The sequence below is a fragment of the Haloarchaeobius marinus genome, from assembly GCF_051207415.1.
GTDB lineage: Archaea > Halobacteriota > Halobacteria > Halobacteriales > Natrialbaceae > Haloarchaeobius.
In genome coordinates, this window is record NZ_JBPKGD010000002.1 from 840145 (window position 1) to 861595 (window position 21451).

28 protein-coding genes are annotated in these 21451 nt (G+C 63.8%); 14 read left to right on the forward strand and 14 right to left on the reverse strand.

From position 1 onward, the window contains the following. Positions 1 to 186 precede the first annotated feature (186 nt). The 6 genes from tnpA to ACSC1W_RS10325 all read left to right on the forward strand — a co-directional run bounded on the left by tnpA (position 187) and on the right by ACSC1W_RS10325 (position 4494). Positions 187 to 627: an IS200/IS605 family transposase gene (gene tnpA, locus ACSC1W_RS10300; RefSeq protein WP_435347244.1), complete on the forward strand. Its 441-nt coding sequence runs from the start codon at positions 187 to 189 to the stop codon at positions 625 to 627. Beyond that, positions 624 to 1859, forward strand: coding sequence for an RNA-guided endonuclease TnpB family protein (locus ACSC1W_RS10305; protein WP_435347246.1), 1236 nt, complete (start codon positions 624 to 626; stop codon positions 1857 to 1859). The genes tnpA and ACSC1W_RS10305 overlap by 4 nt, the downstream gene beginning before the upstream one ends. 290 nt (positions 1860 to 2149) lie before the next feature. Continuing rightward, on the forward strand, positions 2150 to 2551 hold the full coding sequence (locus tag ACSC1W_RS10310; RefSeq protein ID WP_435347248.1) for a hypothetical protein: 402 nt from the start codon (positions 2150 to 2152) through the stop codon (positions 2549 to 2551). Positions 2552 to 2660: 109 nt separating this feature from the next. After that, positions 2661 to 3071, forward strand: a complete 411-nt coding sequence (locus ACSC1W_RS10315; RefSeq protein WP_435347250.1) for a DoxX family protein — start codon at positions 2661 to 2663, stop codon at positions 3069 to 3071. 219 nt (positions 3072 to 3290) lie between these two features. Then, positions 3291 to 4151, forward strand: a complete 861-nt coding sequence (locus tag ACSC1W_RS10320) for an IS5 family transposase (protein ID WP_435347251.1) — start codon at positions 3291 to 3293, stop codon at positions 4149 to 4151. Positions 4152 to 4299: 148 nt separating this feature from the next. Next, positions 4300 to 4494 carry a hypothetical protein gene (locus ACSC1W_RS10325; protein ID WP_435347253.1) on the forward strand — a complete coding sequence of 65 codons (195 nt, stop codon included), beginning with the start codon at positions 4300 to 4302 and terminating at the stop codon, positions 4492 to 4494. Between the two features lie 259 nt (positions 4495 to 4753). Here ACSC1W_RS10325 and ACSC1W_RS10330 read toward each other — a convergent pair whose 3' ends face one another. The 5 genes from ACSC1W_RS10330 to ACSC1W_RS10350 all read right to left on the reverse strand — a co-directional run bounded on the left by ACSC1W_RS10330 (position 4754) and on the right by ACSC1W_RS10350 (position 9604). Further along, positions 4754 to 5815, reverse strand: a complete 1062-nt coding sequence (locus ACSC1W_RS10330; protein WP_435347255.1) for a Cdc6/Cdc18 family protein — start codon at positions 5813 to 5815, stop codon at positions 4754 to 4756. Between the two features lie 152 nt (positions 5816 to 5967). Then, a complete protein-coding gene (locus ACSC1W_RS10335; protein WP_435347257.1) occupies positions 5968 to 6699 on the reverse strand; it encodes a hypothetical protein in 732 nt (243 codons plus the stop codon). Between the two features lie 194 nt (positions 6700 to 6893). After that, a complete protein-coding gene (locus tag ACSC1W_RS10340) occupies positions 6894 to 7151 on the reverse strand; it encodes a HalOD1 output domain-containing protein (protein ID WP_435347259.1) in 258 nt (85 codons plus the stop codon). A 470-nt stretch (positions 7152 to 7621) separates the two neighbouring features. Continuing rightward, complete coding sequence (locus tag ACSC1W_RS10345; protein ID WP_435347261.1) at positions 7622 to 8308, reverse strand: hypothetical protein; 687 nt, start codon at positions 8306 to 8308, stop codon at positions 7622 to 7624. A gap of 360 nt (positions 8309 to 8668) precedes the next feature. Next, positions 8669 to 9604, reverse strand: a complete 936-nt coding sequence (locus ACSC1W_RS10350; RefSeq protein ID WP_435347263.1) for a DNA-3-methyladenine glycosylase family protein — start codon at positions 9602 to 9604, stop codon at positions 8669 to 8671. Positions 9605 to 9726: 122 nt separating this feature from the next. Between ACSC1W_RS10350 and ACSC1W_RS10355 the strand changes: the two genes are divergently transcribed. Beyond that, entirely contained in the window at positions 9727 to 10167 is a 441-nt protein-coding gene (locus ACSC1W_RS10355) for a DUF555 domain-containing protein (RefSeq protein ID WP_435347264.1), read from the forward strand. Positions 10168 to 10341: 174 nt separating this feature from the next. On the opposite strand, the gene ACSC1W_RS10360 is transcribed toward ACSC1W_RS10355, so the two are convergent. Then, positions 10342 to 10581, reverse strand: a complete 240-nt coding sequence (locus ACSC1W_RS10360; RefSeq protein WP_435347266.1) for a UPF0058 family protein — start codon at positions 10579 to 10581, stop codon at positions 10342 to 10344. Between the two features lie 198 nt (positions 10582 to 10779). Here ACSC1W_RS10360 and ACSC1W_RS10365 point away from each other — a divergent pair, with 198 nt between their 5' ends. Then, positions 10780 to 11187, forward strand: coding sequence for a translation initiation factor IF-2 subunit beta (locus tag ACSC1W_RS10365; protein ID WP_435347267.1), 408 nt, complete (start codon positions 10780 to 10782; stop codon positions 11185 to 11187). Here the strand turns inward: ACSC1W_RS10365 and ACSC1W_RS10370 are convergent, their stop codons facing one another. The 5 genes from ACSC1W_RS10370 to ACSC1W_RS10390 form a co-directional block, all read right to left on the reverse strand. Continuing rightward, positions 11188 to 11367, reverse strand: a complete 180-nt coding sequence (locus ACSC1W_RS10370) for a DUF7836 family putative zinc-binding protein (protein WP_435347268.1) — start codon at positions 11365 to 11367, stop codon at positions 11188 to 11190. Positions 11368 to 11484: 117 nt separating this feature from the next. Further along, positions 11485 to 12450: a transcription initiation factor IIB gene (locus tag ACSC1W_RS10375; protein ID WP_435347270.1), complete on the reverse strand. Its 966-nt coding sequence runs from the start codon at positions 12448 to 12450 to the stop codon at positions 11485 to 11487. Positions 12451 to 12705: 255 nt separating this feature from the next. Beyond that, a complete protein-coding gene (locus ACSC1W_RS10380; RefSeq protein WP_435347271.1) occupies positions 12706 to 13017 on the reverse strand; it encodes a DUF8036 family membrane protein in 312 nt (103 codons plus the stop codon). Positions 13018 to 13076: 59 nt separating this feature from the next. Next, entirely contained in the window at positions 13077 to 13352 is a 276-nt protein-coding gene (locus ACSC1W_RS10385) for an ArsR/SmtB family transcription factor (protein ID WP_435347273.1), read from the reverse strand. 82 nt (positions 13353 to 13434) lie between these two features. Beyond that, positions 13435 to 13719, reverse strand: a complete 285-nt coding sequence (locus ACSC1W_RS10390) for a DUF357 domain-containing protein (protein ID WP_435347274.1) — start codon at positions 13717 to 13719, stop codon at positions 13435 to 13437. Positions 13720 to 13948: 229 nt separating this feature from the next. On the opposite strand from ACSC1W_RS10390, the gene grxC reads away from it, so the two are divergent. The 3 genes from grxC (at position 13949) to ACSC1W_RS10405 (ending at position 17389) form a co-directional block, all read left to right on the forward strand. Further along, on the forward strand, positions 13949 to 15295 hold the full coding sequence (grxC, locus tag ACSC1W_RS10395) for a glutaredoxin 3 (protein WP_435347276.1): 1347 nt from the start codon (positions 13949 to 13951) through the stop codon (positions 15293 to 15295). Between the two features lie 776 nt (positions 15296 to 16071). After that, a complete protein-coding gene (locus ACSC1W_RS10400; RefSeq protein WP_435347278.1) occupies positions 16072 to 16362 on the forward strand; it encodes a DUF7545 family protein in 291 nt (96 codons plus the stop codon). Between the two features lie 55 nt (positions 16363 to 16417). Beyond that, a complete protein-coding gene (locus ACSC1W_RS10405; RefSeq protein ID WP_435347279.1) occupies positions 16418 to 17389 on the forward strand; it encodes a DNA polymerase beta superfamily protein in 972 nt (323 codons plus the stop codon). A gap of 12 nt (positions 17390 to 17401) precedes the next feature. On the opposite strand, the gene ACSC1W_RS10410 is transcribed toward ACSC1W_RS10405, so the two are convergent. Then, complete coding sequence (locus ACSC1W_RS10410; RefSeq protein WP_435347280.1) at positions 17402 to 17593, reverse strand: hypothetical protein; 192 nt, start codon at positions 17591 to 17593, stop codon at positions 17402 to 17404. Between the two features lie 71 nt (positions 17594 to 17664). Next, complete coding sequence (locus ACSC1W_RS10415; RefSeq protein WP_435347282.1) at positions 17665 to 18339, reverse strand: 2,5-diamino-6-(ribosylamino)-4(3H)-pyrimidinone 5'-phosphate reductase; 675 nt, start codon at positions 18337 to 18339, stop codon at positions 17665 to 17667. An 88-nt stretch (positions 18340 to 18427) separates the two neighbouring features. Between ACSC1W_RS10415 and ACSC1W_RS10420 the strand changes: the two genes are divergently transcribed. The 3 genes from ACSC1W_RS10420 to ACSC1W_RS10430 all read left to right on the forward strand — a co-directional run bounded on the left by ACSC1W_RS10420 (position 18428) and on the right by ACSC1W_RS10430 (position 21081). Then, on the forward strand, positions 18428 to 19051 hold the full coding sequence (locus tag ACSC1W_RS10420; protein ID WP_435347284.1) for a MinD/ParA family ATP-binding protein: 624 nt from the start codon (positions 18428 to 18430) through the stop codon (positions 19049 to 19051). Positions 19052 to 19078: 27 nt separating this feature from the next. Beyond that, a complete protein-coding gene (locus tag ACSC1W_RS10425; protein WP_435347285.1) occupies positions 19079 to 19705 on the forward strand; it encodes an RAD55 family ATPase in 627 nt (208 codons plus the stop codon). A gap of 143 nt (positions 19706 to 19848) precedes the next feature. Then, complete coding sequence (locus ACSC1W_RS10430) at positions 19849 to 21081, forward strand: digeranylgeranylglycerophospholipid reductase (protein WP_435347287.1); 1233 nt, start codon at positions 19849 to 19851, stop codon at positions 21079 to 21081. 12 nt (positions 21082 to 21093) lie between these two features. Here ACSC1W_RS10430 and ACSC1W_RS10435 read toward each other — a convergent pair whose 3' ends face one another. Then, the gene (locus ACSC1W_RS10435) at positions 21094 to 21399 is read right to left on the reverse strand and encodes a MazG nucleotide pyrophosphohydrolase domain-containing protein (protein ID WP_435347289.1); all 306 of its coding nucleotides are present in this window, start codon (positions 21397 to 21399) and stop codon (positions 21094 to 21096) included. Positions 21400 to 21451 lie beyond the last annotated feature (52 nt).

Consider the following 21451-nt stretch of genomic DNA (forward strand, 5'->3'; position numbering starts at 1 on the left):
GGGTCGCGTCGCGAGTCGCGCGTCTACAGGCCCTGGGACGCGTGATAGAGCCACGAGCGCATACCCCCGTCTTCAGGCGGGGGTCAAGCGGACGATAGCGTACGCCTCCACCTACGACGCCACGGCTTGATTTCCCATCGCCCACCGTTAGTATTAACACCCGTATCCACATAGTGTGCAACACGGATGAAGGCCACACGGCACGCGACCTACAACCTCAACTACCACATAGTGTGGTTGCCGAAGTCTCGCAGAACCGATGGTTCTGCGGACATCGCGGAGCAGGGCTCCGCTCAGTACCGTACCTCGGTACTCACGGGTGAGGTCGCAGACCGTGTACGAACCATCCTCCACGAAATCGCCGACGACAAGGGCCTCGACATACTCGACCTCACCGTTCAGCCCGACCACGTCCACCTGTTCGTCAGTAGCCCACCGAAGCACGCACCGTCCCTTCTCGCCAACTGGTTCAAAGGCATCAGTTCGCGCAAGTACAACCACCGCTATGCCGACCACGACGGCGAAAAGATCGGATGGGCGAGAGGCTACTACGCAGGCACAGCAGGACACGTCTCCAGCGAGACGGTCACGAACTACATCCAACAGCACAAGGAGGGCGATTCGTGACCGAGCTCACGAAGACGCTGGAACTGAAACTGGTAGAGCCGAACGCGCACAAGCGGCGGAAATTCCGTGAGACGCGGGAGGCGTACCAGCAGGCCCTCCAGGATGCCTTCGACCAGAACTGTACCACGCAGACCGAAACGAACGACGTGGTGGTCGTCTACGACCTGAGCGGATACGCGAAAAACGCGCTCAAAAAGTACGTCCCGCAACTCACGACGACCTACGGCGCGACCGAACTGCACGACGACCACCCCGTTCGGTTCACCAACGAAGGGCTCCAGCTCGACCACACGCCCGAGAACGCTATCGAGTGGTACGTCAAGGTTCCGCACCACGAGGACTACCACCTCTGGACGCCAGCACAGCCGAACCCCGAACAACGGGACTGGCTGGAAGCGTTGTACGCTGGTGACGCCACGATGGGCGAGAGTCGGCTGTTCGAGCGGGACGGAACGTGGTTCCTCCACGTTACCGCCACCCGCGACGTGGAGGACGGTTCCGAGGTGTCCGCAGAAGAACGGACACCCATCGGTGTCGATATCGGGGAAGCGTCGCTCGTCACGGTGTGTCACCGCGACGACCACGGTTCTCCGACCGCTCCCGAACTGTGGGCCGACGAAGGCAAGACCGTTCGTCGCCTCCGCAAAACCTACTTCACCGCCACACGGCGACTCCAGACGCGCAGAAGCGAACGTCTCGCGGAGTCCTTCGGGGACGATGTGTGGAGACAGATCGACGACGTGTTCCACCGTGTCACCCGAGAAGTCGTGGCGTACGCTGCGTCCGTCGAGAACCCCGTTCTCATGCTGGAAGACCTGACGTACATCCGGGAGTCGATGGACTACGGCGACTTCATGAATCGGCGTCTCCACGGCTGGGGGTTCGCCAAACTCCACGCGCAGATACGCTACAAGGCCGTCGAGAAAGGTATCCCCGTCGAGACGGTGAATCCGCGCAACACCTCGAAGGAGTGCCATACGTGCGGTGAGGTGGGGTATCGTCCGAAGCAGGCGACGTTCAAGTGTACGAACGACGCCTGCTGGGTGGGCGAGTACCAGGCGGACGTGAACGGCGCGGTGAACATCGCAGACCGCTACCGCAGCGGAGAGAGTCGTTCCAGAGAACACGAGAACGACGATGACTCGGCTGCGGATGGGGCGCGGTTGACCGCGCCACAAGACAGCCAGGCCGATGCTACCCAGCAGGAGACGCCTGGAACGTATGCGTCTTGAAACCACAGGGTCGAGCGAACGCTCGGCCTGAACTCCCGTGGTGGGATTCCCGCGTCTTCAGGCGCGGGAGGAGGTCAAACTCTAGAGCACGGCGACCGGGTCGCGACCGGACCTGTCATGTAAGCCCGAAGGCTTGTGGGTCTCGAGTGTGTGACGTTCACTTGCAGAATCGGTGACGCCTGCACTGCCCACCACCACTTCAGTCGCAACCATGGCACCTAGTTGCGACCTCGTGGTGACCGCACTCTTTGTGTTCTCCCGCTCACCAGCCTGGCGAGCGATGTCGACACGTGAAACTCACCGAGACCGATCTCGTGATCCCCGGTCGACGCCGCGACGTTCGAAACATCGCTGCGAACGTCGCGCTGGAGAACGACCGAGACAGGAACGAGGTACACGTCGTCTGCGCTGCTGGCGAACCGGCTGACGTCGACGACCCAGCGAGCTCCATAGCGGATGTCGAGTCGGGCGGTATTGCTGCGGCGCCAGACGCGTCGGACTTCGACTTCGCGACCGCCGTCCACCTCGACTGTCGTGTTGACGTGGCCGTACCACGACGACGGCCCCTATATAAAAAGAATGGGGCGATACTTCCGGGACCCTCCACATTCGGTCGCTGGGAATTATCCCGAAGTAACACTGCCGTCACCGACCGACATCGGCCCTACCTGATATCATTGATGTCAGATTAGATATAAGTATGTTGTAGTGCGAACTAACTGACGTCGTGATACCAGATGCGATACTACAACTGCTTGCACTGCACACCGACCAGTCCCAGACAGAGGAGGCGAGCCGATAGTGGCGGTCGATGCCGGCCTCGGCGGGGTCGTGTTCCTCGTCGCACGGGTACTCTTCGGCGGCCTGCTCGCGTTCCAGGGACTCAACCACTTCCAGAACGCCGACGCGATGAGCGGGTACGCCCAGTCGAAGGGCGTCCCCGCGGCCCGGGCAAGCGTCCTGCTCTCCGGCGGCCTGCTCGTCTTCGGCGGACTCGGCATCGTACTCGGAGCGTTCCCTGCCATCGCAGCCGGGGCGATCGCGGTCTTCCTCCTCGTTACGACCCCGATGATGCACGACTTCTGGGCCGTGTCCGAAGACCAGCAGCAGGCCGAGATGACGAACTTCATCAAGAACGTCGAACTCCTCGCCGCGGCGCTGATCTTCCTCGCCCTGAGCAGTGAACCCTGGGCGTACGCGCTCGGACTCTAATTGAGCGAGCGACGGTCGACCCCGTATAAAAAGGAGGGGGTACATTTCCGGCACCTCATCCCAGGACGGCTCTGTTGACACCCTCAACGACTGATAGAACCAGCGTGCGAGATACAGAGGATGGGCCCTGTTTAGACGCTCCTGACCAACCGGGAGCAATCGTCACTAGTAACTTCTAGTGTCCTAGCAATACTCGCTACTTGTCGAATCTACTAGGAAGTGAAGCGGGACGGGTTCGGTGTGCAAACCAAGACCGCCCGCTTCGCGAAGACAGTCGTAACGTTCGCCCAAAAAGCCGTCGCTGGCGAGCCCGCTCCGGCATACCGCCCCGGTCAAGAGGGGTATGCCGATTGGGTGATTCTGGCGATTCAGGGGTTCAAAGAGTATCTCGGCCACGATTACCGGAAGCTGATGGACGTGCTGCGAGAAATGCCGCGCGTCGCGAACTCACTCGATTTGACGGTCGAGACGCTGCCGCACTTCTCGACCGTGTGTGCGCGGAAGCAAGCGATTCCGATGACGCGGTGGCGAGCGATCCTCGACGCATCGGTCGAACTGTACGAACTCGGCGATGTTCAGGCAATCGACGCAACCGGCGTGGATCGGGTCCAGGCGAGCCAGCACTACGCGAAACGGACGGACTACACGTTCGAGGCGGTGAAGACCACGCTACTCATCGATTGTGGAACTAGTGCGATTCTAGATATACACTGTTCGATGAAACAACCGCACGATACCCAGATCGGCTGGCAAGTGCTGGTGCGGAATCTCGACGTCTTAAGCACTGTCGCGGCGGATAGGGGCTACGATTGGGAGGAACTTCGCACACGGTTACGTGCGGAACGTGTCACACCACTGATTCCGAAACGAGATCCCGGGATGCTGGGATGGGCGAGAAACTTGCTCATTCATGATCGGGCGTATCATCAACGCTCGAACGCTGAATCAGTGTTTTTCGGTCTCCGGCGCAGATACGGAGATACGCTCTGGGCGAGAACGTGGTTCGGTCAGTTCCGTGAACTTGTCATGAAATCGGCGGTCCGAAACATCGAACGCGCCTTAGAGGGTTCAAACCGATGAAATCACGCGTCTAAACAAGGCCCAGAGGATGCAGTCAGCAATGGAAGCTCGGTTGTTCCAGCTTCGAATCGCTGAATGCGCTGACAGACCTGGAATGCAAATCTCCCGACACAAAGGATTTTTTACACAGAAATAAAATCCTCTACTCATGACGTTTCAATCCGAGTTGGTGTCCGGATTCGTCTCCCGATCCGTGCTGCAACTTCCGGTGGTTATCGCTGGCGTTGGGGCAGTCACGGCCTCCTCACTATACTTGTCGGTGATTGCGGGTGCGGCCGTCGGCCTCTTCGTCGGGACTTTCGTCGCCGTACTCGTCGCTGTTCTTGCAACGTTTGTCGGATGATCCGACCAACACACGCGAGTTATCACTGTCACGTTGATGCGCTGTATCTACCAACTCGGATGATCGAAGCCGCGGAGATTTCTCATGGCCGATTTGCGGCCTGTATTCAGCACGAGCACTGAAACCGATCACAGAGCAAGGGTTTCAACAAGGTCCCCACTCCAGGACGTGTTCAAGCCCACCCGTGGCAGGGTAGTAGTCGCACTCGGTGAAACATCCCGACACTTCCGAGACCTTCCCCATAATCCAGCGCGGGTGGTCACGCGTCGGGTTGAAGGGGTACGTCCCGGGGAGACTCGACGCGGTCGTCGACGACGCGATACCGCCGGGTCGCCCGGCCATCGATCACTTCTATCAAATCGTGGTCTGCGAGCTTCGAGAGCTTGTTTCGGCGGGCCCGCTCTGATATCGGCGTCCCCCGTCGCCCCCGGTACGCCTGTTTGGATATCATGTCGTACCGGCGGTGGAGGTCGATGCCCGTGAGCTCGTCCGCATCGCGAATCAACTCGTACAGCACCTGGTGGTGGAACGTGAGCGACGACAGGTTCTCCTGGCGGATGCGGTGGCGAGCACGGTCGTAGGAGTCATCGACGTCTCCGGGTTCGATGCGTTCGTGGCCACGCGACGTCGCGAGTTCGGCTGCCGCGTGCAGGGACTGGATGCCGACGCGGGCGACCCCGGCGACGTCGTCGGCGATGCGTTCGAGCTGGTCGCGGCGAACGACGCCCGACCGGAGCCCTGCGGTCGCCCGTGCCTCGAGGACGTCGGCGAGTTCGTCGACACCATACCGGTCGAGGCTGAGTTCGTGCCCGTCGACGGAGAACCGGTGCTGGAGGTCGGGGTCGACCCGGCCCAGCCAGCGCTGGCGGTCGTGTGTGATGACGACCAGTGAGAGGCCGTCGATGCTGGTCAGGGTGTCGAGCGTGTCGGAGTCGGGAAGGTCGTCGGCCTCGTCCAGCACGCAGATACCGGGGTCGTCGAGGTGGTTGCGCACCGTCCACGTGAGGTCGGTGACGGTCTCGTCCCCGAGTGGGTGGCCACCGATCTGCCCGAGGAGGTCACGGAGCACGTCGCCGGTGGTCTGGCCCATCGCCCCGACGTGGGCGTATGGGACGTGGTTCTCTCGGGTGAGGTTGCGAAGGGCGAACGTCGTGAGGACGGTTTTGCCGACCCCGCTGGGGCCGGCGAGGAGGACGTCGGCGACGGGGTCGTCGACCGTGAGCGGATTCCAGGCCCGGACGAGCGTGCCGACTTCCTCCTCGCGGTGGGCGAGTTCGCGCGGGATGTAGTGTTCGTCGAACACCACCGAGTCGGTTATCATGCTCTCGATTCGACGTATCAATAATATATAAACCCACCCTGCATTTTCGACCCCCCGACGGGTGACTCGGAACTGTCATCGAAACCCGATTCGCGTACCTCTGGCTTGACCGACCCGGTCGCCCCGCGTTCGACGGGAGGGCTGAGCGATGGTCAGCGCCCGTCACAGGCGAGATGGACGGTCCACTCGAAGCCGCGGGCATCGCCGTCGCCCCGGCGCTCGGAGAGGCTCCCGGTCACGACCTGCGTACCGTCGTGTTCGCCCTGCCACTGGACGGCGAACTCGTCGGTGTCCTGCCCCGTCTTCTCCGGGTGCGGGCGAATCGTGCCGTTGTCCGTCACGTCTCCACCCGGGTCGTAGACCAGTACGTCGCCGCCACCGGAGACGTCGACGTGCGACCAGAGTCCGCGGAGTTCGTCCGCCTCCCGCAGGCGGGTACAGGACCAGAGCCAGTAGACGTAGACGTCCTCGTCCAGGGAGGTGGACTGTTCGCTCTCGTAGATCGCTGCGTAGTTGTCCGACTCGGCAAGTGTCGTGCCCGACGAGTCGGTCACTGCGAGCGTCTGTTCGCCGTCCCAGATGACGTCTCCGGACGCAATTCCCGGTTGCAGGCTCTGGTCCAGGGAGGTAGCATCGGGGACGATATCGTCGGCCGCCCACGACCCGTAGCGCTCTGCCATCCGGTCGACGTACTGCTCGCGTTCGGCGCCGGTCAGCCCGCCGGTGTCGGGACCGACCGTCGTGGACGCGGTGGCCGTGCGTACGTCCGACCGACCGGTAATCGACAGCGCGGTCGTACACCCCGCGAGCGCAGCGGTTCCGGCCCCCGCGACCAGGGAGAGAAATTCCCGTCTACCGTCCGGGGCACAGCTGTGTTCCATCACTCTACAGCCAGTATCATCGTAGATTACGTGAACGTTTCGCCTGCCAGATATTCATCGACGGCGAACCCAGGGCTATCGGGTGGGAAACCAGTCGTAGACCAGGTGTTCGATTACGCAAAGAAGATGGCCGCCGGATGTAGCACAGAACTGCTCCCAGATTCGAGGGCTGGTTTCAGCCGTGCCAGACCGGGTGTCTATTCGGCGAGGTCTATCTGTCGGTCGCCGTCGACGGTCACCGTGTACCCTTCGTATTCGAACGTGAGTTGCAACCCCCGGTTCCGGCTGTCGAAGAGGCGGTCGAGCGCGTCCGGGTCGACCGACTCGATGATCGGGTCGAGAGAGAGCGGGTCGACGTCTTTCGCCCGGGCGACTTCCTCGACGACCTGCGTAGAGAGTTCTACCGACGGCTGTCGTTGTGGATTCCGCTGCAGCATCTGGTTGAGTATGCCCATTATGCCACCAATCTGTGCAGAATACCGACGCGGGTAAAAGCTACTGCCAACGTTCAAACGGTTTAGTGCACTGGATTGTACCATCTTGCGGTCGAATGGGCATCAGCCCGTGCCGGAGGGGACTGGCTGGGACCATCGAATTTCGAAATCAACGTTCTTCAGGACGCTGCCCGGGGGAGTTCGGGGACGGACCGTCCGGGAGGCAGAGCGGGTGCTACTGGAGTGACACTCACGCCGTGAGAAGTAGTCAGAGCCCGGAGTACGGTCAATCCTTCGTGAAGATTCGTCGGACTGCGGTCCGGACCGATTTGAACGGGCCGTGCCGGGGTGAGTTCGACATTTCCATACCCCAGTCGGTCTCCCTATGCGACTCCTCATTATACTGTCTACTCGGAGCCATGGAATATCTAGGCCTTATACGGTCTTACTATTAATAGTTTGGTCATTTTGATACGTTCACTCGTGGGATGTCACTCATCTACTGACATTATCAGCTCGAATAATTCATCCGAATAATGCACGCACGCGCCGACCGCCATACCGGCGAAGAGTTCACCGATCAGAAGCAGGTACGAGACCGGGTCTCCCTTGATCTCGAGGATTCCGACGAGCGCGCCACCCATGTACAGGAAGAGACCGGCGATGGCGAAACTGATCGCCCACGAAATCGCGGTCGCGTTGAAATCGTGTACGCGCTGATTCTCACCGATCCATTCAGCATAGCTCTTGCCCAGGGTCTCGTTGAACTCGCGACGGGAAATCTCCCCATTGATCACACGATTCACGGGACCGGGTTTGACTCCCATCTGGAAGCTCGACGACGTGTACGTCATCGCTGAAACGAGACACGACAATATGAGGAGTGCCGTTCCGAGAGCAGTATGTGCGTTCAGGAAATCCGAGGTCACGACCGAGTCGGTTCGAACCGAGAGCGAAAGTCCGCTCGTCAAGACACCGAGCACGAGGAGGTTCGCTCTGAAGATCGCCACTGCCTTCTGGTCCTCGCTGTGAATCTTCTCGATCTGATGATTCAACGTTTCTCGTGCTTCGAGGCACGCGTCCCGGCATGTGTCGAGCGCTCGCTCGCTCTCCGGGTCGATGATTACTTCGTCGGCAGCAGAACTATCATCCACCTGCTCTGTACTCCTGTCCGACATTCTGACTCGGAATAGAAAAGGGCACGATAAATACCTATTGGCAACAGGTAACGGCCTCGAACGACTCTGATAACCACCCCATACTACTCGTGAACCGCACCCGAAATCACGTAATCCGAGTTCCGAGTGCTGGGTGAGCGCACCCACAGTCGACCGGAGGGTGTGGACCGTCTCCTCGGTGTCGTCCCGACTCCCCAGTTGCAGGCACACACCGCCTGGCGTGTCGTCCAGACTCCAGCCCTCCCGAGCTGGAACACCCGCAGGGAGCGCATCTCGCTCGTTGAGGAGCGTGGCGCCGGCGCTCACGCGGGACACGTCACTGGGTCGCTGGCTAGCGCCGCACGTGGCGTACGCGGGCTCTTACGGCTCTCCTCCACCGGTTCGAAGGAGATGGAACACGTAGGTCTGGACGTATCCGGCGTACCGGCCGCCGAACCGCTCCCGGAGGGCACGGGACGTCTCGACGTAGTTCCCCCGGTCACAGTCCGGATAGTAGTCCGAGACGACTGTCCGCATCCACGTGTCGAGGGGGATGGCCTCGTCGTAGCCGAGCGAGAACAGCAGGATGCAGTCGGCCACCTTGTCGCCGACCCCCACGAACCGGGTGAGGTACTCGCGGGCAGCCTCGTACTCCCGACCGGCGGCGTCCGCCGGGTGGGCCTCCCCGGCGGCGACCATCTCTGCCGTGCGCTGGACGTACGGCGCACGGTACCCGAGGCCGAGGTCGCGCAGGTCCGCCTCGGTCGTCGCCGCGAGCTGTTCCGGGCGGGGGAAGGCGTGGTACGTGTCGCCGTCGAAGCTGACCTCGTCACCGTACGTGCGTGCGAGCGTCGACACCATCTCGTGGATGCGTTCGACGCGCATCTGGGCCGAGCAGATGAACGATATCGTACAGCCGAACGGCGGGTCGTCGACCAGTCGGAGGCCACGGTAGGCGTCGTACGCCTCGGCGACGAGCGTCTCGTCCGGTGCGTCGGCGACGATGGCGTCGAGGTCGTCGTCGAGGCGCAGGAGGTGGACGACGGCGTCGTGTGCGTCACACGTCGCCTCCCACTCGACGGCTTCGTCGGTCGTACGGACGCAGACGACGTGCGGGCCGTCGCCCGGCAGCGGGACCCGCGACGCGTCGCGTTCGTCCAGGTCCAGCACCGTGTAGTACCAGGGCGTCCCGTCGTCGTCGCCCTCGTACATCCGTCCGTCCTCGCGTCGCCAGAGGTACGACTGCCCGCTCTCCAGGGTGGCGTGTGCGTCGAATCCCCCCGAAAGCGACGACAGCGGTATCGACCCGGTCTCCATCGAATCGAGGGACGGCCCGACCGCGTTTGGGGGTTTCGAAGTCGCTCGCCGGGGTCCGCATCGCCCCCGGAGGTGAACGAACGCCAAACTTGATACCGCTTGGCAGGCAACTACAGGGTACAATGAACTGCAGAGTTGTCGTCGAAGCTGCAGTGCCGGTCTACGACGTAGAGACACCGGACGAGGCGGTGCGAATCGCCATCTCGAAGACCGGCGAGATGTTGAACCCCGACCTCAACTACGTCGAGATAAACATGGGGTCCCGGACGTCGCCCTCCGGCGAGGAACTTCCGCCGGCGTTCATCGCGGCCGACGAAGCGCTCGTCGCACTCGAACTCGAGATGACGGTGTTCAACGTCGAACGCGAGGAACACGCCTCCAGGATCGCCCGCAAGGAGATCGGGATGCGGCTCGAGACCATCCCGCTGGAGGTGCTGGAGGTCGAGGTCGTCGAGGAAGAGGAGGAAGAGGACGAGGTGGAGCAGGCGTCGACGGCGGAGTCGCCGACCGACGACGGTGACGACGACGAAGTCCTCCCCGAGTTCGAGGACCTCATCGAGTGAGCCGGTTCCGGAGCCGATCGACGGCCGACTGCAGTTCGAGACGACGAACGCTTGTTGCGAGAGCCCGGTCGCAATCGAGTCGAAACGAGAGCGCGCCGGAACAGAAGAGTACGACCCGCGCGAACTGGAGCGGTCGCTATCTGGTGTGGTCGTAGCTAGGACGAGAGCATCCGTTTAGTCGGCGGAAACGGGAACCGTTTCCTCCGATTCCTCGGAGTGCATGTCGGACGTAATCCCGTTCGCCAGTGCAAAAACAGCGGCCTTGTGGTCGGTTTTCGATTTGTGGATCGACGTTGGTCGGATTCCAAGCGATTCGTATTCGTCCAGGTCTAGATCACCGTCGGCTGTTATCTCGTAGTGGCTGGATACCTCTGCGAGCAGGCCGTGAAGGTGAATGAGCTCCTGCTTCTTCATAACCAAAATCTCCTACCGGCTCAAGGGTTATATTATTATCCTGAGTCTCGTTAACACACTTTGCCGAAATTGGACATTTCCCCGTCGTCTGTCGAGGATTACTTCCCCGATCGACGGCCTGAACCCGGTCTTAGCCGTCGGGAACCGACTATCGACCGAGTATGAACTTATTTACTTTCGCTCGACCTTCGTTCTCCTATGGACTACGAGGACCAGCTCGAACGCGCGATCGAGGCGACGCCCGACTCCGAGTCCGTCGGTGAGCGGTTCACCGTCCCCGACGTCGAGGTCCGACAGGAGGGGAAGATGACCGTCTTCGAGAACTTCAGGGAGACGACCGACGTGCTCAACCGCAGGCCAGAACACGTCATGAAGTTCTTCCAGGACGAACTGGGGACCAGCGGTCACATCGACGAGCGCGGCCGCGCACGGTTGAAGGGCGAGTTCAGGGCCGACCGCATCGCGGAAGCGCTCGACGGGTACGTCGACTCCTTCGTACGGTGCAACGAGTGTTCGTCGCCCGATACTCGACTCGTCACCGAGCAAGGAGCGACCGTACTGAAGTGCGACGCCTGCGGGGCGCTGTCGCCGACCCCGGATCTGTAGTCACTGCAGCTGTTTCAGGGTATCGAGGTCGTGTTCCGTCCGCATGAACTCCGCGAGTCGACGCGTCGCGTGACAGCTCGGACAACTGTAGTTCTGCTTCGGCGTCGGTAGACTCGAGGGAGACGACTCCCAGTCTTTCTTGCACTCCGGACAGAGAAGGCGGACGTAGGTTTCCACCATGCAACTCAGTAACACGTCGCGCTATCAAAAAGGTTGTCGCTAAGGGTGTCACTACGCCGTTCGTCGGGGACGATACGTCGAGAATCGTCGGTCGAGGACCGCCAGAGGGAGACCGCGTTACAGCGCTCGCGCGTCGGTGGTGTCGGCGTCGAGCAGTTCCTTGTAGCGGTTCCGGATGGTGACCTCGGAGATGTTCGCCACCTCGCTGACCTCGTTCTGGGTCACCTTCTCGTTGGTCAGCAGTGCGGCCGCGTAGATGGCCGCGGCGGCGAGGCCGACGGGCGACTTGCCGGAGTGGATACCGGTCTCGCGTGCGTTCTCGAGGAGCTGGCGGGCGCGGCGTTCGGCCTCGTCGCTCAGCCCCAGTTCGCTGGCGAAGCGCGGCACGAACTTCTCGGGGTCGGCGGGCTTGATCTCGAGTTTCAGTTCGCGGATGATGTAGCGGTACGTCCGGGTCAGCTCCATCTTGTCGACCCGGCTCACCATCGCCATCTCGTCGAGGCTCCGGGGCGTGCCGGCCTGTCGTGCGGCGGCGTACAGCGCCGCCGTGGCGACGCCCTCGATGGAGCGTCCCGGGAGCAGGTCCTCGTTGAGCGCCCGGCGGTAGATGACGGAGGCGGTCTCGCGGACGTTCTTGGGGAGGCCGAGGGCGCTGGCCATGCGGTCGATCTCGCCGAGGGCCTGCTTGAGGTTGCGCTCCTTGCTGTCGCGGGTGCGGAAGCGCTCGTTCCAGGTGCGCAACCGCTGCATCTTCTTGCGCTGTCGGCTGGAGAGCGACCGCCCGTAGGCGTCCTTGTCCTGCCAGCCGATGTTCGTCGACAGCCCCTGGTCGTGCATCATCTTCGTCGTCGGCGCGCCGACCCGGGACTTCTCGTCTCGCTCGGCGGAGTCGAACGCGCGCCACTCCGGCCCGCGGTCGATGTTCTGGTCGTCGACGACGAGGCCGCACTGGGAACAGACGGTCTCGCCGTGCTCTGCGTCGAAGTGTAGTTCTCCACCGCACTCCGGGCACGTTCGTTCGGTCTCACTGGTCTCCTCGGTGGACTCTGTCTCGCCAGTGTACCGCGTTGTAATCTCACTCATGATGGTCTCCTGAAGCGGTCTCGCCGAGAGCAGAAAGAAAGCACTCTCGCCCCGGACTCGTCTTCACTATTAGTTAGGACGACAAGTACTTAAATGTTTGCCCTACTTTATAAACTATGCGCCGGAAACGTAATATGTACACCGGCGAACGAGCAAAACCTTCATATATTATCGTGTTGCGGGTCGGCTCACTCGAAGCGGTCGGTCGAACCAGCAGGCGACCGGTGGCTCACGGGGCCTGGCGGCCGCCCCGGGTCAGTCCCAGGTGACCCAGACGAGGAACGCGAGGCCGAACGTCTCCAGGACGTGCAACAGCATCTGGGTCTGCCAGACGACGATGGGAACCATGCTCTCGGTGTGCCACCACTCCGACAGCATCGGGTCGAGCATGTAGTAGTACAGCACGAGCGCGTTCTCCGCCAGCAGGAACGCCGAGAAGACGAGCAGACCGAGCGTGTGCTTGGACCGGAACCGCAGGTAGTTCCGACTCCAGACGTACCCGAGTGCGACGAGCAAGCACACGTTGACGACGGTCGAGACCTTCGCCAGGTCCACCCAGATGCTCATCTATACCTCCGTATCAGCCATCCGCGGAAATACTCTTTCCCAATTTCGGCCATAGTGGGTCACTCCACCTGTTCGAATACCCGTTCGACGGTGTCCCAGTACTCGCGCACCCGTTCCGTCGGCAGGTACACCGCGCCGTAGTCGTCACCGCTGTTCTGGACGATGTCGTTGTCCATCAACACGTCGAGGTGGTGCCTGACCGTCTTGTAGTCGAGGTCGAGGTCCTCGGCGAGTCTGTTCGCGTTCCGTGGCCGTTCGTCGACGGCACGCAGGATGCGGACGCGGTTCTCACCACCGCGCGTCCCTGTCAACACGTACCAGAGAACGGCCTCCATCACGTGTCTCCGACTCGTGCGCGCCATGTAATTCCATCGACAACGGGCGTGGGTCGGGCAGCACCGGCCGGCGCGACCGGTGCTACACGGTGAAGAGGTGGCCCTCGCGGGGCACGTCGAACAGGCCGATGCGCGCCCCCGCGTCCAGCCACGCGTGGCCGTAGGAGAACGCCGCCAGGGCGTTCACGAGGTCGCCGTCCGCCCGGAAGTGCTCGCCGTCGTCGAGGTACGAGGTCGCCATCTCGAGGCAGTCGAGCGCCGCCTCGCCCATCGGCGTGTCCTCGGGCGGCGCGACCTCGACCTCGGCGATGGCGTCCTCGAGCAGGTCGTGGTAGCGGTCGGTCTTCTCTTCGAGGTCTGCTGGCATTCGTCCGGTTGCCACTCGTGCGTGAGCGTGCCTGAACGTGTCGACTCTGGCCCGGTACCGACGTGCCGGTCCGGGGGCCGCCAGGACGCAGGTCGCTCCGACCGCCGCCGTTCAGGTGACGGGCTACGAACCACCGCCGGGCGCGTAGGCGACCCGAGACGGCACCGAGAGTGCGGCAAGTGCGTCGAACAACGCAACTATGAAACGCCTACACCGGGAACTACCTCCCATGACAGACGCACCGCACGTTGAGATCTACACCAAGGAGAACTGCCCGTACTGCGTCATGGCGAAGGACCTGTTCGAGGCGAAGGGTGTGGACTACGTAGAGTACAACGTCACCGGCGACGCCGACCTGTTCGAGGAGATGGTCGAACGCGCCGACGGTCGGCAGACGGCTCCCGAAGTGTTCATCGACGACGAACTCGTCGGCGGGTGGGACGACACGTCGGCGCTGGCGAAGGCCGGGAAACTCGACGACTGGCTGATGCTGGCCGACGGCGGCGAGGAACAGGACGCCCCAGACGCTCGGGACGACGTGCTCGAACACCGGCGCCTGCTCATCGCCGGGACGGGCATCGCGGGCCTGACGGCGGCCATCTACGCGGCGCGGTCGAACAACTACCCGCTCGTCGTCGAGGGCGACGAACCCGGCGGGCAACTGACCCTGACGACCGACGTCGAGAACTACCCCGGGTTCCCCGAGGGCATCTCCGGCCCGGACCTCATCAACAACATGAAAGAACAGGCCAAGAAGTTCGGTGCCGACACGAGAAACGGCATCATCGAGTCCGTCGACGCGTCCTCGCGCCCCTTCCGCGTCGAACTCACGAACGGGGACGTCTACACGGCCGACGCGGTCATCGCGGCGTCCGGCGCGTCGGCCCGGACGCTTGGCGTCCCCGGCGAGGACGAACTGATGGGCTACGGGCTGTCGACGTGTGCGACCTGCGACGGGGCGTTCTTCCGCGATGAGGACATGCTCGTCGTCGGCGGCGGCGACGCGGCCATGGAGGAGGCGAGTTTCCTGACGAAGTTCGCCGACAAGGTGTACATCGCCCACCGGCGCGACGAGTTCCGGGCCGAGGACGTCTGGATAGACCGCGTCACGAAGAAGGTCGAGGAGGGCGACATCGAGATCCTCTGGAACACGGAACTGACCGAGATCCACGGGAGCCAGGCGGACGGCGTCGACCACGTCACGCTCGTCGAGAACCCCGAGGGACACCCGACGGACAGACTGGACGACCCCGAGACCACGGAGTACGAACTGGACGTCGGCGCTGTCTTCTACGCCATCGGCCACACGCCGAACACCGGCTACCTCGACGGCACAGACGTCGAGATGGACGAGGAGGGCTACCTCAAGACGCAGGGCGGCTTCGGCGGCGGCCAGACGGAGACGGACGTCGCGGGCATCTTCGGTGCCGGCGACGTCGTCGACTACCACTACCAGCAGGCGGTCACGGCGGCCGGGATGGGCTGCAAGGCTGCCATCGACGCCGACGAGTACCTCGAAGACCACGCGACGCAGGCCGGCGCGGCGGCCACGACGCCCGCCGAAGCGGACGACTGAAGCCGGTTTCGCCGGACCGACTCTCGAACTGGCGGTACACTTTCGTATCCCCCGTGTGAATCGCCCTCAGAGAGGGACTCGCTCCGCAGCCCCGTGCGGCAGGGTAACACGGGCGGTGACAGTTCATCACCGTTCAACCGGGTCGTCAGGGTCGAGAACGACCGCTCGACCGGTCGTCGGGCCGGGGCGGGCCACCCGGTTAGAGGGTTCATAACGGTCAGATACATTTAAATATTAGTGGTGAAAATTGCCGATGATGTCCGATTCAGACACAGAGAACGAGACACAGGAACCCGAGGAATCGAACGACGGACTGGTCGACCGACTCAAGCGACTGGTCGGTCGGAAGTAATCGACGGCGGGTCGAACTGACCGACGTCCGTTCGGCCGACTGCCGCCAGCGGTATATCAGCGACAAGATGGTACCACGATTGGGACTACTGCAGATAAGCTGCAAACGGTGCGGCAACGTCCAGATAGGACGAAAGCACCGGAATGGCGGGCTACGACCGGTCGGCCGGAAGGCCTGTAGCTGTGGTGGAACGGATTTTGTCGCCGCCAGGGGCCGTTCGTCGTAGGCCGTCGTTGGACGCATCCCCCCTTTTTCGAGCGAGGTTCGGAGACCGAGGAGCGTTCCGTCGGTCTCGCCCCGGTAGTGGTGGTATCGGTCGGCCGGTCCGTCCCGCGCTCACGACCACTGGACGAGAGCAGGACGACCGGGCGCGTGGGACACACCGAACCCATAGAGGTTTACGTCCACGAGCGAACCACGAACTATGTCCGAAGACATCGAGACGCTCACGTTCACCATCGAATCCTCCGACGGAGACTCGGACGAGGTCACGCTCCCGGCCGGACTCGTCGATGTGCTCGCCGAGCAGGGCCAGTCGCCGACAGAGGTCGTCGCGGACATCGCCATGCTCTCGTTCGCGTCCCGCGCCCACCACATCGCCCACCACGGCGAGGAGAGCGACCCGCAGATAGACGAGATTGAGGCCGCCACGATGGACTTCTTCGAGGAGCGATTCGGCGTCACCTTCGGCGAGGCGACCGGTCACCAGCACTGAGAACCGTTCGCACGACCTGCACACGTTTTTCCCCGCGGCCCGCACACGTGGAGTCATGACCGACGACGCTCCCGACGGTGGGGTCGCCGCAGAGCCACCGGCACTCGCCGACGCCGTCGACGCGGTCGAAGCCGAGTACGACTGTACGGTGCTGGCCGCGAGGGACGTCGGAAGCCGCGCGTGGGACCTCGACGACGCCGGGAGCGACTACGACGTCGCGGTCCTCTTCCGGCAACCGCTGCTCCGGTACGCGACGCTCGGGGAGTACGTTCCGACCGTCGAGACGGAACTCGACGACGTCGAACTGACCGGGTGGAACGTTCGCCGGTTCGCCGAGTTGCTGGCCGACTCGAATCCCACGACGCTGGAGTTCCTCCACTCGCCACGTCGCTACAGGGCGTTCGACCCACTGGCGGCGCTCGAAGCCGACGTCGGCGGACAGTTCGAACCGATCAGGCTCTACCACCACTACCGGTCGCTCGCGGAGCGCCAGTACCGCAAGTACCTCGAACGCCGGCTGCTGGCGGCGGGCGAACCGGCGTTCGTCGTCGTCGACGAGACGGCGGACCACTGGGTCTGCGTCCCGTCCGACGGCGGGACGGGGCTGGGACGGCAGCTAGCAGGGGCAGAGCTGCGAACTATCTCGAAGGACGACGACCGGTACGAACTCGGCAGGTGCGACCGGACCGTCAGGCGAACGCTGTACGTCGTCCGGGCGGTCCTGTACGCGCGGTACGTCCGCGACACGCACTCGTTCCCGACGCTCTCGTTCCCGACGTTCCTCGACGAGTGCGAGGCGGCCGGGCGGGTCGACCCATCGGTACTCGACAGGGTGCGAACGCTGGTCAGGCGCAAGCGCGCCGGCGAGGGCGACGCCGTCGTCGGGTCGACGTTCTCCGGTGAAGAACTCGCGCTCCCGTCGGACGTCTCGCCCGAAGCGCACGCTGTCCGGGGAATCGACACGGACCGCGTCAACGAGTTCGTCGAAGCGGCGTTCGAGAACGGGTCGTCTCCGGTCGCGAGATAGCGGTCTCGCCCGTCAGTCGTCGTCGGCGGCGCGGGCCTCGTCTGCCACGTCGAGGTCGAGTTCGATGTCGTCCTCCTCCACGCGCGGCGGTTCCTCGCTAACTTCACCTCGTGCGACGCGCTTTGCGTACTCGATGTCCCGTTCGAGAACCTGGGACTCCTTGTTGAGGTGCTTTCGCTCACGGCCACGCTTGGTGTCTCCCATGACAATCGTTACCTATGCACAGGAAGCACGTAACTGTATCGTCCACCCGTCGCCCGGGAGTCGACTGCCCGTCAGTTCCCGTCGTCCGGGACCGTCCACTGGAGCAGGACGCCGTCGTCCATCCGGTCGACGCTCGTCAGCGACAGTTCCGGGAAGTCGTCGACGAAGCCGTCGCCGTCGGCGAGCGTCGGTGCGTCACGGCCGCCGACGACCATCGACCCGACGTAGACGGAGAGGGCGTCGACGAGGGCCGCCTCGAACAGCGAGAAGATGAGCTCGCCGCCGCCTTCGACCATCAGGCGGTCGACGCCCTCGTCGGCCAGCGCGTCCAGTCCCGCCTCCAGGTCGACCCGGTCCGCTCCGGCGGTCAGGACGACCGCGCCAGCGTCCGAGAGCGCCGAGACGCGGTCTGCAGGGGCTTCCGAAGAGACGAGCAGGTACGTGGTCGCCGCGTCGTCCACGACCCGGGCGTCCGTCGACGTCCGCGCCCGCGAATCGACGACGACGCGTGCCGGCTGGGCCGACCGTTCATCGCGTTCACGCGCGGCGATTCGGTCCGAGTCGTCGACCGTCAACGACGGGTCGTCCGCGAGGACCGTGCCGACGCCCACGGCGACGGCGTCGCTCTCGGCCCGGAGGGCGTCGACCCTGTCGAAGTCCGCCGGCCCGCTGATGCGCAACTGGGTGCGCTCGCGGGAGGCGAGTTTCCCGTCGGCGCTCATCGCCGCGTTGACGTGCACGTACACGGACGAGAGGACGGCCAGGGGTGGGAAACTGGTTTCGGTCCGCGACGGCGCACGGGGGTTCAAGTACCAGGACGGGACCAGAGGTGGCATGCTCGCCGTCGCCGGAGGGAAGGGTGGTGTCGGGAAGACGACGTCGACGCTCGCACTGGCGGCCGCGCTGGCCCGGCCCGGCAGGCCGGTTCGGGCGGTCGACGCCGACTGCGAGATGCCGGACCTGCACACGCTGGCGGACTGCGACCGCGACCCGTCGCTCTCGGCTGTCCTCGACGGGTCGCCACCGCCCGAGCAGGCCGTCTCGTCGCTCCCCGGGGTTCGCGTCGTGGCCGCACCGCGACCCGAGAACGGGTCGTCCGTCGCCGACGCGCTCTCGCACCTCCGCGACCGGCGGACGCTCGTCGACACGCCGGCGGGTGCCGGTCCGGACGCAGTCTCCCCGCTGCGTGCGGTCGACGACGTCCTGCTGGTCGCCGACGACACTCCACAGGCACTCAGGGACGCGACCAAGACCGGTGCCATCGCCCGCGAACTGGGGGCGACCGTCGTCGGGTGTCTACTCGTCCGAACGACGGACCCGCCGTCCGGCGTCGCCGACCTGCTCGACGCGCCGGTCGTCGGAACCGTCCCGGAGGCGGCGGAACCGCTGTCCGACCCGGCCGTCTGGTCAGCGTACGATAAGGTCGGCCGTTTGTTGCGCAGGCAAACAGTTATTTAGGCAGGGGTGGCTAACGGTGGAACGAACATGGCCGGGCGGTTAGACACGGGAATCGACGTCCTCGACAGGAAACTGAACGGTGGGCTCCCACCGGGTTCGATCGTCGCGTTCACCGCGGACCCTGCGAGCCAGTCCGAACTACTGCTGTACGAACTGACCGCCGCCCGTGGGACGCTGTACCTCACGACGGAACGGTCCGACCAGGCGGTCCGTGACGCCATCGAGAACACGAACGCGCCGGTCGGGTCGCCGACCGTCCGGGACATCTCGGGGTCGGAACCGCTCGACCAGGCGAACCGACTCATCCGGGCGCTCCCGGAGGGGGCGAACCTCATCATCGACACCGCCGACGTGCTCGAACGTGGCGACCGGAACCGCTACCGGAGCTTCATGACCGAACTCCAGACGCACATGGTCAACACCGGTTCTATCGCGTTCCTGCACTGTCTCGACGGGCATCACATCCCGACGAACCGTGACACGACCAAGCACATGTCCGACGTCGTGTTCGCCCTCGAGACGCGCGTCCGCGGTGCGGAACTGGAGAACCGGCTGTCGGTCCCGAAGTTCCGGGGTGGCACCGCACTGGTCGAGACCGTAAAGCTCGAACTCGCGGACGAGGTCGCCATCGACACCAGCCGCGACATCGCGTGAGGTCTAAACCGGGTGATGACGGCCTGCACCGCCGGTTCTCCGACTCCTTTCGTCGCAATCCCAAATCAGAAGGAATTACATTCGGGATTAGAAAGTACTGACAACGGCGCTCACTGAAACGCAGAGACGCTACCTATGCTACCATGACTGAGAAATACGACGTGGTCATCGCCGGTGCGGGGCCTGCGGGGGGGCAAGCGGCGCGGGACCTCGCTGCCCGAGGATACGACGTGGTCGTCCTCGAGACCGAGAGCGAGGACGAGTTCCCGAGCAGGAGTAACAAGTCGACCGCGGGGACGTTCCCGTCGACGATGACGGACTTCGCCATCCCCGACGACGTGGTGATGAACTTCACGGACGACGTGGTTCTCGAATCGCCGAATCGCCACTACACTCGCCACCAACCCGGGGCGGTCCTCGAGTTCGCCGACTTCAAGAACTGGCTGGTCGACGAGGCCGAGGCCGACGGTGCGGAGTACCGCTTCGACGCCCGGGTCTCGAAGCCGGTGATGGACGGTGACGAGATAGTCGGCGTCACGTACAACGGTTCCGAGGAGGTCTACGGCGACATCGTCATCGACGCCACGGGGCCGGGCGCACCCCTGGCGAAGGCGCTGGACGTGGTCGACCTCAAGCGCGAGAAGCAGGCCATCGGTATCGAGTTCGAACTGGAGGGCATCGACGTCGACTGCGACGGCTACGCCGACCTGACCGACGCGATGATGCTCCGCCTCGACCACGACATCGCCCCCGGTGGCTACTCCTGGATATTCCACACCGGCGCGGACACGGCCAAGGTCGGCGTCTGTTACATCCAGAACAAGAGCCACCGGGAGAACGCGAAGTCGGGCTACAGCATCGACGACTACCTCCAGTACTGGCTGGACACCGACCCCCGGTTCGCAGACGCGACGCGTCTCGAGGGCAAGCAACACCGCGGGTCGGCACACATCCAGCTGCCGAGTGGCATGAGTACGGACAACTTCATGGCTATCGGTGACACCGTCCCGACGGTCGACCCGCTCTGGGGCGAGGGCATCGACAAGTGCATGCGCTCGGGTCGGGCCGCCGCCACCGTGGCAGACCGCGTGCTCATCCACAGCGACCGGGACACCTCGGCGGAGGAACTCGCCATCTACGACCACCTCTGGCACACGCGGGTCGCGCCCAAGGCGAAGACGCGCCTGTTCATGACCGAACTCCTGTACCGCGCGTCCAACGAGCGCTACGACAACCTGATGGAGGACCTGAACGCGACGGACGAGGACACCCTGGAGCAGGCGAACCAGGGGAACAAGCGCGCCATGCTCGCACTGCTGAGCCCCGGCGACGTCTCGCTGGTCGCGAACACCCTGCGCGGCTGGGTCGGGAACTGACTCGACGCTGTCTTACTCGCCCGAGCTGGCGTCCCCCGTGAGTTCGATACGCCGTTCGTACTTCTCCAGCGACGTCTCCAGCGCCCTGTCGGCGTCGACGTCGGCCCACTCCGCCAGCGCCGGCAGCGAGAACAGGGCGTCGCCGAGTTCGTCGTCCGACACCTGGACGTCGTCCGGTCGCCCGCCGTAGGCAGTCGACTCGCAGGCCGCTTTCGCCAGTTCGCCGAGTTCGCTCGTGAGGTCGAGGAGCCGGTACGTGGGATGGGTCTCCAGGTCGTGTTCCGCGACGAATCGCGCGACGCGTCGCTGTTCGTCCATGTCGCCGCGAAAAGGTCGGCCGCGAGAAAGTCGATCCGGTGTCTGACGCGAG